At 62.6% G+C, this 13,143-nt stretch carries 10 protein-coding genes; 4 read left to right on the top strand and 6 right to left on the bottom strand.

All coding sequences use genetic code 11. From position 1 onward, the window contains the following. The first annotated feature begins 13 nt into the window (after nt 1-13). Together BLT19_RS06385 and BLT19_RS06390 are read left to right on the top strand one after the other, a co-directional pair. Nucleotides 14-355 carry a hypothetical protein gene (locus tag BLT19_RS06385; protein ID WP_091487851.1) on the top strand — a complete coding sequence of 114 codons (342 nt, stop codon included), beginning with the start codon at nt 14-16 and terminating at the stop codon, nt 353-355. Nucleotides 356-1,131: 776 nt separating this feature from the next. Then, on the top strand, nt 1,132-1,821 hold the full coding sequence (locus BLT19_RS06390; protein ID WP_157681774.1) for a hypothetical protein: 690 nt from the start codon (nt 1,132-1,134) through the stop codon (nt 1,819-1,821). Nucleotides 1,822-2,376: 555 nt separating this feature from the next. Here BLT19_RS06390 and BLT19_RS06395 read toward each other — a convergent pair. From BLT19_RS06395 to BLT19_RS06410, 4 genes are all read right to left on the bottom strand, one after another. Continuing rightward, nucleotides 2,377-2,967, bottom strand: coding sequence for a hypothetical protein (locus BLT19_RS06395; RefSeq protein ID WP_091487855.1), 591 nt, complete (start codon nt 2,965-2,967; stop codon nt 2,377-2,379). Between the two features lie 108 nt (nt 2,968-3,075). Continuing rightward, nucleotides 3,076-4,530, bottom strand: a complete 1,455-nt coding sequence (locus BLT19_RS06400; RefSeq protein ID WP_157681775.1) for a ThiF family adenylyltransferase — start codon at nt 4,528-4,530, stop codon at nt 3,076-3,078. 19 nt (nt 4,531-4,549) lie between these two features. Next, nucleotides 4,550-4,930: a hypothetical protein gene (locus tag BLT19_RS06405; protein WP_091487861.1), complete on the bottom strand. Its 381-nt coding sequence runs from the start codon at nt 4,928-4,930 to the stop codon at nt 4,550-4,552. Further along, nucleotides 4,927-5,439, bottom strand: a complete 513-nt coding sequence (locus BLT19_RS06410; RefSeq protein ID WP_157681776.1) for a hypothetical protein — start codon at nt 5,437-5,439, stop codon at nt 4,927-4,929. Before BLT19_RS06410 ends, BLT19_RS06405 begins: the two co-directional genes overlap by 4 nt. Before the next feature lie 383 nt (nt 5,440-5,822). Between BLT19_RS06410 and BLT19_RS06420 the strand changes: the two genes are divergently transcribed. After that, a complete protein-coding gene (locus tag BLT19_RS06420) occupies nt 5,823-6,926 on the top strand; it encodes an ImmA/IrrE family metallo-endopeptidase (RefSeq protein WP_091487869.1) in 1,104 nt (367 codons plus the stop codon). A 345-nt stretch (nt 6,927-7,271) separates the two neighbouring features. Here the strand turns inward: BLT19_RS06420 and BLT19_RS17550 are convergent, their stop codons facing one another. Then, on the bottom strand, nt 7,272-7,889 hold the full coding sequence (locus BLT19_RS17550) for a hypothetical protein (protein WP_157681777.1): 618 nt from the start codon (nt 7,887-7,889) through the stop codon (nt 7,272-7,274). Continuing rightward, complete coding sequence (locus BLT19_RS06425) at nt 7,876-8,307, bottom strand: hypothetical protein (protein WP_091487872.1); 432 nt, start codon at nt 8,305-8,307, stop codon at nt 7,876-7,878. Before BLT19_RS06425 ends, BLT19_RS17550 begins: the two co-directional genes overlap by 14 nt. Nucleotides 8,308-10,147: 1,840 nt before the next feature. On the opposite strand from BLT19_RS06425, the gene BLT19_RS06430 reads away from it, so the two are divergent. Next, complete coding sequence (locus BLT19_RS06430; protein WP_091487874.1) at nt 10,148-12,919, top strand: AAA family ATPase; 2,772 nt, start codon at nt 10,148-10,150, stop codon at nt 12,917-12,919. The last annotated feature ends 224 nt before the right edge of the window (nt 12,920-13,143 follow it).

A 13,143-nucleotide genomic window follows, 5' to 3' on the forward strand; every position in this document is an offset into this window, starting at 1 on the left:
GCAGGAGCATCCCATGACCGAACCCCAGCCCACCGTCCACCCCATCGACGCGCGCGTGCAGCAGATCGCCGCGCTGCTCCCATTCCCCGTGCAGCTCGACGCCGACATGGGCGGAACATTCGTCCTGCAGATCGACCTCGGACTCCGTGGGGGAGTGGACGACCCACACGACACCGCAGGAATCGACCCCGACTACCCCCGCTGGTGGGTCGACATCGAAGGCGGAGAACGCACCTACATCTCCGACCTGGGACTCGACGCCGACCCACCAGCGGTCGCCGACTGGATCGCCACCACCGCTCAGCGACAGCAGTGCCCCGCCGCCCGCGGCGCCGACAACGCACGAGAAGCGTGAACCCCCAGCACAGCGCCTGTGGAAGCTCCCACGGGTGCCTGCGCTCGGCAGCGTGTCGGGATGACAGCAACGTCATCCGTTTGGCCCAACATTCAATGAGGACTGGTGGACCGAACCGCGGCTGCACTTCTTCGAGCGCGCGGGCCGGTAGGTAGCCATGTGCGGCCGCTAGTCAAACGAGGCCATCGGCTGCCTTAGCTCCTTACATCGGGATCCTCGCGAGGCAGGATGCCATTCATTTGTAGGCCATATGGCCGACGCGCCGTGGCAGAAGGCGGGTGTACCTTCTCCCGTACCACCTTCGCCGAAGAGGGTCTGAGAGTGAGGAAACGCAATGAAAGTTTCGCTCCGCAAGGTAGTCACGTGCATCGCAACTACTGCACTCGTGGTTGGATCAGCCGTCTTCGTGACGCAAAGCGCAACCGCTTCCACCGTGTCCCAGGGAGATGCTGTCGCGGTGACAGTCGGCAGTAATGTGCCCCAAGAAAGACCGCAAGGTGGATGGGTTGACTCGTATCGCGCTATCGCAGGCGTCGTTGGGACACAGCCGCCAGCTGGCTACGTGAGGTGGAAGTCGGACTTCTACTCGCGGCAGACCTGCCTCAATTACGGGAGTTGGATGATGTGGCAGTCGACATACAGCATTGCCGGATACTGGTGCACGTCCACGGGCCAGCCACCCGACGGCAGGTACTGGTTGTTTGTGCGATGGTCATGTACTGATCGCGCAGCCGCGGCGTCAGCCACCGGGTCACCGTTCCGGCTGGAGTGGGGACTTGCTGCGTAAGCTCGCACTCTCCGTTCTATGCATTGTTCTGCTGGCGCCGATGACCGGTTGCCAGAGTCAATCGGAACCAGATGACGTCGCAATCGACGGGGTGTCGTCTGCCAGCTTCCAACAGGGAGACGAATCCAAGGACAGCAGTGCCGCCGCGATTACGCTGCGTCTAACCGAGGACGACGTCGGCTGGGAACAGCTTGATGCCAGCTTGTCCAAGGCTGGCATCGACGTGCTCACGCTGAACGCGACACCGGCGCAGCTCGGCTATGCCCAGGAGATTGTCGACGCGGGGACCGAATTCCTTCATTCCAAGGGTGCCCGTCTCGTCGGCCTGATCGCGGCCGACGAGGCCGGGGAAAAGGCGTGGGAACTCTTCGCTCGAAACTCCGTCGATATTCAAGTTGGGGTGCTGATCAACGCAACCCCCCAGCCGATGCCGACTTTCACGAGTCCGTTCCAGACGCCCGTTCTCGTGCTGGACACAACCACGGAGTCGAATCCCGACACGTACAGCAGTTTCCACGACCACCTCTCAGACATCGCCTATCCTCACGAAATGCGTAGCTACAGCGACAACGTTCACTTCGCTCCGGCGACCACTCAGTCGGATCAGAACGCTTGGAGTGATGCGACCAATCGAACCCAAGCATGGCTGTCGCAATTTCTCTCGAACGAGGACGACTGACATGGCACCATCTGATTGGGTTCCTAAGCGATTTGGTGCGGAAAGCCGTCACCTGGAATACGCCGTAAGCCGACGTGGCCCGCAGATCTTCGTCCAGACCCCCATGCCGGATTGGGTTGCCGAAGCTATCGGTGAGCCGTACCATTCGTCGCTGCTGACCAGTGATATTGCTCTGCGGGTAGTGAGACGGCCCGCAAGCTGGTTGGTCATAGCTGCCTCGTTTCCCCACGCGACTGCGGCTTATGTGTGGGAAGTTGTCAACCTCGAAGAGGCAAAGTCTCTTGCTATCGGCCTACATGAGGGGGTGATAGCGAGCCAGCATGAGGAGATCGCACACGTTCAGCAGCTACGGGACTGACGGTTACGGTTGAGAGACCTTCTATGGCCACACGACTGCGCCGGTGGGCACAGCAGCACGGCGGCGGTGTTCTGTCGATGCGACGTGGACAGTTAGCTAAATACGTGCGAGAATGGCCAATGCCACCCGTTACGACGGGTTCGGAAGAAGGCCTCAGGAACCCAGCCGGACGACTGGATCTGAGGCCCTTCGCTTTTTTAAGGCTGCAGCGAGTCCGCCGTACGATGGCGGATCAGGATGGTGTTTTGCAGAGCTTCGAGGTGACCGGGCTCACCGATCTCTGCGGCGTTGACGGCGCCGAGCAGGACGTCAGCGATCCAGAGCAACGGTTCGTCACCACCGCGCCGGTGATCGATCCGAACCCGCTTATCGAGGCCTTGTCCCTGGAGTGCAACGATGTGTGCGCGGTCTTGAAGGTTCTGTGCATCGGAGCGATGTTCCAGGGTCAGTTCGAACGACTCCAGCTCGACCATGTCGTGGTAGAGCGCTTCCAAGCATTTCCGTCGACAGCGCTCGTTCCTCCTCATTCGTTCGCTCAAGTGCGTGATGACGACTGTCATGGGGGCAAGTTCAGCCAGTCGTTTCACGATCGTGCGCCGACGTGATTCTCCTTCGTCAGTCCAGTGAAGTTTGATCTGCCCCGGAAGCGCGAGCGTTCGGACCCGTTCGCGAACTTCTTCGCAGAGATTGATAGGGATCAGGGCGGCGCCGATGAGGTACTCCTGGCGGTCCGTGGACCGCAGCACGGATGACTCATCGACAAACGCTCGGAAGGACTCGGACGGCACGTCTCTACCGTAAGTGTCTGAGCAGACTGTGCTGTTCCGGCGGACAGGAGGACCACGAAGTCGCTGTCCGGATACCGAGCTAGCGTCCGTCGTGCGGCTCGAGATTGGTCAACGCAGCCGGCCTAGCGCATCGACAAGCTCCTGCTCGAGCCGAGCTGCATGTTCGAGCTCGGCGGTGGGCTTCGGTGCTGCATCGGAGCTGCGCGCGGGCGCAGGCGCAGTGTCGACCATGGTGCGGCGCTTGTCGGCTTTGCTGGTCTCGGCTTCGTACGGGCAGTGCGCGCCGCTGATGGCGGGTAGGTGCTCGAGGTGGTGCGGGGCGAGAATGAACCGCAGCGGAGCGGGCACGCCCATCCCGCCGGGGTGGGCGAGCAGACTGACGAACTGGGCGAGCAACCCCGCGCTCACGCCGGCAGAGAGCGCGGCGACGTTCTGGCTGGATGGAGGCTGCAGCCCCGATCGCGCGATGTACGTCGGATCGTCGAGCAGACCGTCTTGGTCGAGGCGCACTTGAGCGAGGTCAAGCTGGCCGTTGCAGACCATGCAGGGTCGACCTGGTACGAGAGTATGCGCGCGCCAGATGCTGCTGCGCAGCCGCCCATCACCGAACGTTTCGATCGCGATCCCCCCATCGATGACGGGGATGAGGTCCGCGTAAGCCAGCTGGTTCATTACAGCGCGGGGCCACGGTCGATCGACGCACGAGAAGATGATGTCGCAGTCAAGGGCAGCGCGCTGACCTTCGAGGCTGGTGATCTTCATGTCGTGAGATACGGGAGTGAAGCGGTCGGCCGTGGCGGCGGTTTTCATGAGACGAACCGCGACGTCGGTCTTTCGCCGGTGGAGCGCGGCATCGAGTCTGGTAGCACCGATCATCCGGTCGAGGTTGAGGGTCTCGACGGTGTCGAAATCCATGACCCCGACGGTTTCCAGTCCGGTAGCTGCGAGCCGCTGTGCGACGTCGAGGCCGACGCTGCCAACTCCGACGACGAGGACGCGAGTTCGGGCGATGGAGCCCTGCATCACGTCACCCCAGGAGGAAACGGTGCGAACTTGCGATGTGGTCGCGGGGGGTGCTGGCCGGAGGGAGTCGTTCCAGCAGATGCGGAATTCGGGTGCCGCGACGCGCACGGATTCGGCCCAGTGGGGATTGCCTGTGTCGGGCCAGAATCGTGCCGACCATGTCAGGTCTCGCCCGGCGAGTGTCATCCCGATCAGGGGCAGGTCGGTGATCCCGCGGGCGGTGCGTCCATATGCGGACTCCGTGGTGTGGTCGGGGCGGCTCAGCCCCTGCCATCCCCGGCCACCGGGGTGGGAATGCAGAAGGACGAGACCTTCGCCACGTGCTCGCGCTTCGCTGGCGGCGCGGAGGACATAGGTGCTGGTGAAACAGGCGTTGCCGTGCACGTGGCGTTCGCCCTCACGGGGTGAGATGACTGAGCGAATGACGGCGGTCGTCCGGACGGTACCGGTGGACAGTTGATAGGTGGCAGCGAGGACATCTTCCTGACCGTCTTCGCGGAGAAGATGCGCACGCATCGCTTCGTCGATCGCGCCGGTCATGGCGACGGAAGAGGACATTTCAGGCCGCCAGAGGAGTGATCATCGACAGCTGTCCGCGGACATGTCGCAGCCACGCGAGCGCCGGCGGGATGGAGGTGTCCGTGAAGGTGAAGTCTCGGGAGTGTCGGCGCCACCCCGGCGGGCAGTCTGTGGTGTCCGAGTTCGTGCCAGGGAAGGTGAGATCTTCCGGGAGGTGGATCCAGTGAGGCGGTGACAGGGGCCACTGCTGCACCTCGGAGAGGCTGACGCCCGTCGTGATCGTCTCGCCCTGATGCGGTCCTCCGACCGCGACGATCTCGTAGAGGATGCGGGCACCGTCGACCCGAGCGGGATGGCCGGTCGCGGCCATGTCTTTCAGGAACTGGACGGTGGCCTCGCTCGGCTCGGGGGTGTCGCTCACGAGACACCACCGATGCGCTTGGCCGTGACGAACTTATCGCCGTCGCTGATGTGGACGAGTTCATCGTCCGAGAGTGTGTCGACCGCACCGCCAGCTCCGACGCGTGCGAGGTCGTTCTCGGCGGGATTCACGCCCGAGAGACGAAGGATGGCTGCGCGTTCCATGTCATCGTCGTACGTGGTGAACGGTTCGCCGTCAATCGTGAAGCGCAGCTTCCGCCGGGCGCGGAACCGGTCACCATCCTTGAGGTGGATGATCTGCCCATCCTTGATGTGCGTCTCAGTTCCGGCTTTGACGCGGAAGAGGTCGAACACCTTCGGGTCCTTGCCGGCAAGGCGCAGTACCTCCGAGGCCTGCTGGTCGTCGTCACGGGTCGTGTAAATCGTGTCGTCGATGGTGATGTGAAACGAGGGGTTGGTAGCCACGATGGGCTCCTTCCTAGGAGTGTCTACCCTGACGATGGTCAGGTTCAGGTATCGTTTACCTCTCGGGTACATCAATTGTACCACCGAAACGATATACCTATTAGGTAAAGAATGCTCTTAGCCTGGATCGAGCCCGAGTTGCAGGAGACCTGCATTCGCGGCAAGAGTCTGGACAGTGTCGCGGGCGAATGGTCTCTCGCCGCTCGCGATCTCATTGCCGTCGTGGTTCACGCATCGAATCTTGGAAGTCTGATTGCGCTTCGAAGCATCGGCACCACGCCGGCCCACGATGGTCTGATCTTGTCTCTGGAGGAGGTCCACATGCACACGCGACTGCTTCACCCCGACGGACGCGTACGAAGAATCCGAACTGGCGACCGACTAGCAGCGCACGCGTCGGTGAACAGCATCGTCGTTGACGACGTTCTCATCGGTGGACACTCGCTCCGTCAACGAGCAGGTAGCTGATGGCCGAGATCTACGCACCCAACGAAGCCGCTCTCGACTGGGCGGACCCCCCAGGCCGGATGCTGCAGCGAGAGCTTGACGCCCAAGGACTCACCCAGTCCCAGCTCGCGACGCGCACCGGACTCAGCACCAAACACGTCAACTTGGTGGTGAAAGGCACCGCCCTTCTCTCGCCAGATGTCGCCATCAGTCTCGAGCAAGTTCTTGGCGTCCCCGCGGAGTTCTGGCTGAAGTGGGAAGCGGCGTATCAAGCTGCCGCCGCTCGTACGGAGCGCCGCGAATCATGGGCGGACTTCGCCGAATGGGCTGCTCGTTTCCCAAGAAACATGCTCATCAGCCGACACGTCATCGAGGCAACCGACCTCACGAAAGACGTCGTTGCAAAGCTCCTGACCTTCTTCGCCGTCGCGTCGCCAAGCGCGTTCGAGAAAACATGGATGGAGGCGCAGGTTTCCTACAAACGGAGCCAGGCCTTCACCATCGACCCCTATGTCACAGCTCTCTGGCTCCGACTCGCAGAGCGCGAGGCTGAGCATGTTCTCCACGGCGCGAACGCGTACGACGCAAGCCGGCTCAAGAAGGCAGCGGGCGAAATCCGCTCGCTGACGGTTGAGGACATGAGTAAAGGCTTCCGAAGAGCACAGCAGCTCCTACGGAAAGCCGGAGTGGCTCTGGTGTTCGTTCCCGAGCTCGACGGAACCCGGATCAGCGGTGTATCACGATGGGTCGGTGGCCATCCCATGATTGCCGTTACCAATCGCTACAAGTACTTCGACAGCTTCTGGTTCTCGGTGCTGCACGAGATCGGGCATGTACTGCTCCACCCGAAACGCGCGACGTACATCGACATGGACGGAGCAGCGCACGACAATGACGACCCGCTTGAGACTGCGGCCGACCAGTTCGCGCAAGACTCGCTCATTCCACGAGCCATGCGAGACAAGGTGAAAGAAGCGACCACTGCGGAGGCGGTTCATCGGGTCGCTCACGATATTGGTGTGGGTCCTGGCATTGTTGCGAGCCAGCACGCGTTTCTGACTAAGAACTGGCGAGGCATGGCACGGCTACGACCAAAGGGTGACCTGGCGCATCTGCTGAGCTGACAGATATCGAACTACTCCCTGTCGCACGGGGCAGCACTTGCCGAGATGTCAGGAGCGCGGGGCTCGGGAACCCCGCGGCGACGGAGTCGATGATGACCGGAACCATGGCCGCGGCCTAAAGCGTGGCCGTCCTGTCTGCGATCGGATACATGTCGGCAGCGTCTACCGGCGAGGGGACAGACGCCAAGTTGACCGGCGTGGTTTGCTCCTGGCAGGCGAAGGGCCTCGCACGGGATCTCCCATGGTTGAGTGACCGCCCCCTAGCTCATGGCGCAACGAGATGGTTCAGCCGTGAAGAGTTTCACGCAGTCTTGTGAGCGGCACCAGGAGCCGGGAAGGTGCTGTCTACCAGTCTTCGGCCGATACAGGGTCTCTGAAATCGACACGATAGGCCTCCAACGAAGGCGAAGTGACGATCGCGCCAACAGCGTCCAACGAACCGCTAACAAACAGGCTCCGGCCATAGATGTCGTTGCCCACCACCCATTCAATTTGAGGGTGAAACCAACGCATCGGAATCCTCCGCCGACGTACTAGATCGTCACTGGTGACCGCCCGCAAGCTGGAGGCGCGGCCGGGAGGAAACGTGATCTCATCGGGGCCGCCACCTAGCTCGACATCGGCATATCCAATCCACTGAGCTGACACCAATGTGTGTGTCTGCCAACTGCCCAGACACTGGAGTAGTTCTGCAGACATGGTCGCGTCGGGACTACCCATCGCGGGTTCCACAACACCGTCATACAGATCAACCCCGAGATCCGCCCACTGGATGTCACTCCGTGGGTCAAACTGAGCTGGCGCGATGTCGCGCCACTTGACCGCTCTTCCCAGTGCGTCATGCGCGGGGTTCAGCACCCGCGCGCAAGCTTCATGTCCCGAATATACGTAGGAGTCGACTCGCGACCCGGATGGATTGAGCGACTGCAAGAGCTTGTTCACGTAGGTGTCATCGATCGACATCGAGTCGGACCCCCCATGAAGCGTTCATATGAATCATCCCATCACCGTCCGGGTTCCTTGCCGCGTAAAGGAGCTGAAGCACAACAACTTGCGCGGACTCGGCGGCCTCGAGGGTGACCGTCAGCGAGTCAGGCCCGTAAATGAGATCGCAGCGGTCAACTTCACGCAGGCAGTCAGTTTGCATTCCGCCAGAGTCTGTCGGAACTCCATTCGCATCGACGTGCTCGAAGGTGGCGATCACCAAGTCTGCCGGCGGCACTCCCGAACCGATGACGACTTCGAGTGTTTTCGATGGGTGAGGCACTTGAGTCAATCGGATGTCGTCTTGGTTCTCGGACTGCTTGAAAATCACCGGTTCGCCGTCAATGACCCAGTCGTAGTAGAGCGGCGGCAGCTCCTCACCCTGGATCGAAACCAATGGTGGCTCGGAGGGTGGCTCGACCAGCGTGCGTAGGGCATCGGTGACCTCCGGTGAGGGTTCTACCCGCGGAGGGGAACCGCACGCAGCAAGTATCGCAATGACAGTGATGCTTGCGGCGGCGGCACCTAAGCGGAAGCGCGCTAGCACCCGAATCTGTTCTCAGCACCGACCGTGGTTGCGGTGTAGTACCCCGATGCTTCATCTGACCAGTGCGAAGAGACTCCGCGATAATTTTGCGAGCCCCAGCCTCCGCAATACCAATGCGGGTGAGCGTCCTGCGAGTGGCTAGCGGCGGCCCTCGAACTCTCTCCCCACTTCACGTTTTCCCAGTAGGCCCAACCTTGCTTCTGCAGGTTGGTCGACACGCCAAGCGCGGGGACGACTATCGAACAGGATGTTCGCGCATGCACTGAGGCGTTGCTCCCAGACGACCAGTGAGCATAGTCCGTCTGTCCGGCACACCCAGCAGGACTGAATCCCGCAATCGCCATAGGGATCGCACCCTTGTGCACTGCTGGCGCCTGGTTGCTCAGCTGCGATTCGCTTGGTCCGCTGGTGATCTTCGTGAACGCGTCAGGGTCACTCGGTCCGTGCTCAAGTTCTGAAAAACCATCGTCCTGGTCGTCTACCGGAGCAGCGTAGGCAGGAGCGGATACTGTCGCGCCAAGCGCAACCCCCGCGACGACAGCCAGGACCGCCCACGCCCGGGCATAGCTGATTGACTTCTTCTCGGCTCGTCTCTCGACTTTATGCATCGGTCATTCCTCTTTCCGCATCAACGCAGCTCTAGCTCAATGAGTCCTTGCAGCGCAGCGCCAATGGCTTCGCGACAATTCACATCGACGTAGTTAGTTTCACCAGCCAGCGGCTGACCCTCCCCGGTATAAGAATGCGTGCCGGGAAGAAATCGTCCCAACGACGCAAATCCGGTCGGACGATCGCCTCAGCCAAGGTCATTTGAGCACCCGAACTAAGGAATGAAAGAAAATAAGATTACTCATCACGGCCGTTCGAGTTTCCGCTATTTCTTCTCCTGCAGTTCGCGGTGCGCTCAGCGGGCCGGCCTCCTCGCGGGCCAGTGCAGAAGTGCCACCCGACTGACGAGGGGAACATTCCTCGAATCGATGCCCGCGTGGGGGAGCAGCACCGAGCTGCCAGAGCTTTCGTGATCGGAAGCTAGCGCCATGAAGCGCTCAGGAACGCCGCCGCAGAGCCATCAATTCCACAGTTCTAGCACGGCCGAACTAGTCAACGGTTGGAACCCTGTGTGTCAGATGGGGATCGTCACACGCGACAGCGGGAGGCTCTGACGCCGCCGCGCATCTTCCAGCACCGAGATGTGTCGTATGGGGTGATCGCATCAAGTCTCGCTGAGGCGCGGTCATCTGACGCAGGGGGGATGTCTCATATCCCTTGCCTCTTCAGGCGTCTCGCCGCTCACAGCCACAATGTGGACGATGCTGCGCCAATCAATGCCGCAGGAGTCTCGTAACTTCGGCTCGCAACTTGCGCCATTGTTGGAGCGCGGACACGGTTTCGAGACACGCGCTTGAGCGACATATCGTCAGCCGCCTGCACCCTGTGACACCGAAGAGGGTGTCGGTAGCAGCTCTGCGCCTGGGGCACCGCGACGCCGCTCCCCGACGGTCTGTAAGCGAGTGTCACGTCGGCGCCGAACCACTTTCTCAAGGTGAGAGAGATCCGAAGCGAGATTCTTCATCCCAACCAGGATCACAAGTAATGACCACCAGCTGAAGAGCAAAGAAATGCAATGCACGCAGGCACCAACGGTGATTGCTAGTTACGCACGACACGAAATGCGAGTAATCTGGCCGCCATGCGAGGCGGGCTGGCGCGGTGGAAGCGGGGCGAGGGAGCCCGCGGCGCGCGACACGCGATCGAGTACGCGTTCGAGGGTGCCTGCGATTCGCACATCCGATCGACGACGGGCGTCGAGGCGCTGGCGATCTACAGTCAGTCCGGCGAGCCGACGGTCTCCCGGTTCATCTGCGCAAGTGGACGCATCGGTCACGACGAACTCGACCACGCCGCCCTGCGCCTGTGGGTAGACGGGTTCGACCCTCTGACCGGTGCGGCTCGCGGCGTCCCGCAGACCACGCCGCGGTCGGATCTGGTCCTCGACGGCACCATCAACGCGCCAAAGACGTACAGCATCGCCGCTCTGCTCCACCCAGAACTCTCGGACGAGTTCGAGGCGCTGCAAGATCGCCTCCGCGACCGGATCATTCTGACGTGGCAGCGAGAACTGAACGCGCGTCGGGGACATGGCGGCGTCATCCGCGAGGAGCTGGCCCGCGTCGAGGTCGTCGAACTGAAGCACAGACGGTCTCGCGCTCTCGACCCACATATTCACCGGCACCTGTGGCTGAACGCAAAAGTCCTCGGCCGCGACGGCAGGTGGTCGACCGTTGACTCACGCGTCGCAATGAAGCTGCACACCCTGATCAACGCTGAAGGCGAACTCGCTGCGCGGACCGACCCGCAGTGGATCAGTGCGCTCGCACGGCACGGCTACTCACTTGATGACGCCGGTGAGATCCGGCAGCTCGCGCAAGCTGTCGGTCCTTTGTCGCGCCGATCGAACCAGATCGAGACGCAGAGAGCGCGACTGCTCGCGGAGTGGCATGCGGAGCATCCGTCGCAGCAACCGAGCCACGACGTCCTCCAGCAGATCGACCGCCGGGCATGGGCCGTGGCCAGGCCGAACAAGCCGGCGCACCTCGACGAGGACGAATGGGAGCACGCGGTACGCATCGAGGTCGCTGCCATCGATCCAGCGCTCCTTGCCTGGCGTGCACCGATTGAGATGCGCTCGGTCGCTGTCGGCGCGCTCGACCGGGATCTCGTCGCCGCGAAAGCGATTGTCGATGCGGACTCGCGTTCTGCGTCAACCGGAGGACGCTTCAGCGAATACGACATCCGCGCAGGTGCAACGCGTGCGATTGCGGCGTCGAGAGTTGTGCAAGACCGCGCGATGCTTCAGGAGCTCATCGACGACATCGTCGCGCGCGCTCGCGAGCACGCGATCGACCTGCTCGCGGGCGCCGAGCGACCTGCGCACATCAAAGGATCCATGGCAGTTGCAACCGCCGCACTCAAGGTCGATCTCGGTGCGCGACTGGACGCGCTGAGCGAACCTGGCGCCCCCTTGACACGTCGCACGATCACGCGCTTTGCAGCGGCATCCGCCACCCCGACAGTCGAGGTCGATGCAGACCAGCTCGACGCTGCCGCCGCCATCGCCGGCACCGACCGGCTCGTCACCATCACGGGCCCCGCCGGTGCAGGGAAAACAACAGTCCTGCGGATCGCGCAACTTGCATTGCAAGCGCAACGACGGCAGATGATCGTCGTCGCACCGACCAAGAAGGCCGCGAGTGTTGCTGCGCGGGAGATCGGCGCATCCGCGTCGAGCCTGCACGCGCTTCTGCTCGATCACGGCTGGCGCTGGAGTCGAGACCCTGCTGGCCGAGAACAGTGGACCCAGCTGCAGAGAGGTGAGGTCGACCCCGAGACGGGTCGCCCACACGTCGCTCCCACGCGCTATCCGCTACGACGAGGCGATCGCATCGTCGTCGACGAGGCCGGCATGGTCGATCTACACACCGCCAATGCCCTTGCACAGGTTGCCGCAGACACCGAGGCCGGCATTGCGATGGTCGGCGACCATCTGCAGGCCGCGCCCGTCGGCCACTCCGGAGCGATGGCGTTGATGGCACGCCGGAGCAACGCCGTGGTCGAACTGAACGTGGTGCACCGCTTCCGGGATAGTGAGTACGCCGCTCTGACGCTGCGGATGCGCGAGCCGGCGTCCGTGGATGCCGCGCGCGACGTCGCCGGCGAGCTCGACGATCGCGGTCATCTGCGCGTGGTTGACAGCGACGACGCTGCTCGAGACATGATGGCCGACGCCTGGTTCAGATGGGCTAGGCTGCGCAAGCGCGTCGCGCTGGTGACAGCGACGAATGATGAAGCCGACGCCATCAACGAGGCCATCCAACAGCGCCGCGTCGACATCGGTCAACTGTCCACCAAGCGAATCGCGCTCGGTCGGGGTGAGCAGCGGCTTCTCGAGGGCGACATCGTCCAGACGCGTCGAAATGACCGAGGGTCCGGTGTCGAGAACCGCGCGCTGTGGACCGTGTCGCGGATCACTCCTCACGAGATCGAATTGGTGAGCCTATCCGATAGCGGGGACGTGCGTAGGGTCAAAAACGACTACGCCGCGGACCACCTCCATCTGGCCTACGCCTCGACCGTTCACGGCATCCAAGGTGAGACGACCGATGCGTCCGTCGTCGGGCCGGGCGTCGATGCAGCCGGCCTCTATGTCGGAATGACGCGAGGGCGACTGGCGAACGAGGTGGTGGTGGTGGCGCGCACAGACGCTGCAGCGCGAGAGATCCTCGCGGAGACGATGACGCGCGGCATCCCGGAGGTCACCATCGCCGATGCGATGGAGGCAGCGCGCACGGAACTGCGCCGTGCCGCGCAGGCAGCACCATCCGCACCCCTACGAGTCGATCCGTTCACGGGGCCGTTCACATCCCCGGCGTCCGGCCACGGCGGCCAGTCGATCGGGCGGTAACGGCGGCCCGCGAGCAGATCCCTTCCCGGGCATACCTCACATCGTTGACGACCTTCCCGATGGGGGCATGTCGGCTGACGACCCGCACCCGGGCATTCGTGGCAGGGGCGGGTGACGTTGGTCGCGGTTGGTGGCTTTCAATTGACCGTCCTGCGCTGAGAACTCAGCACCGTGCACCGGTACGCGTGCGGGTGTGGGACGGCAGTGCCCACCTCCTCCGAGAC

The organism is Microbacterium pygmaeum (assembly GCF_900100885.1).
GTDB classification, from domain to species: domain Bacteria; phylum Actinomycetota; class Actinomycetes; order Actinomycetales; family Microbacteriaceae; genus Microbacterium; species Microbacterium pygmaeum.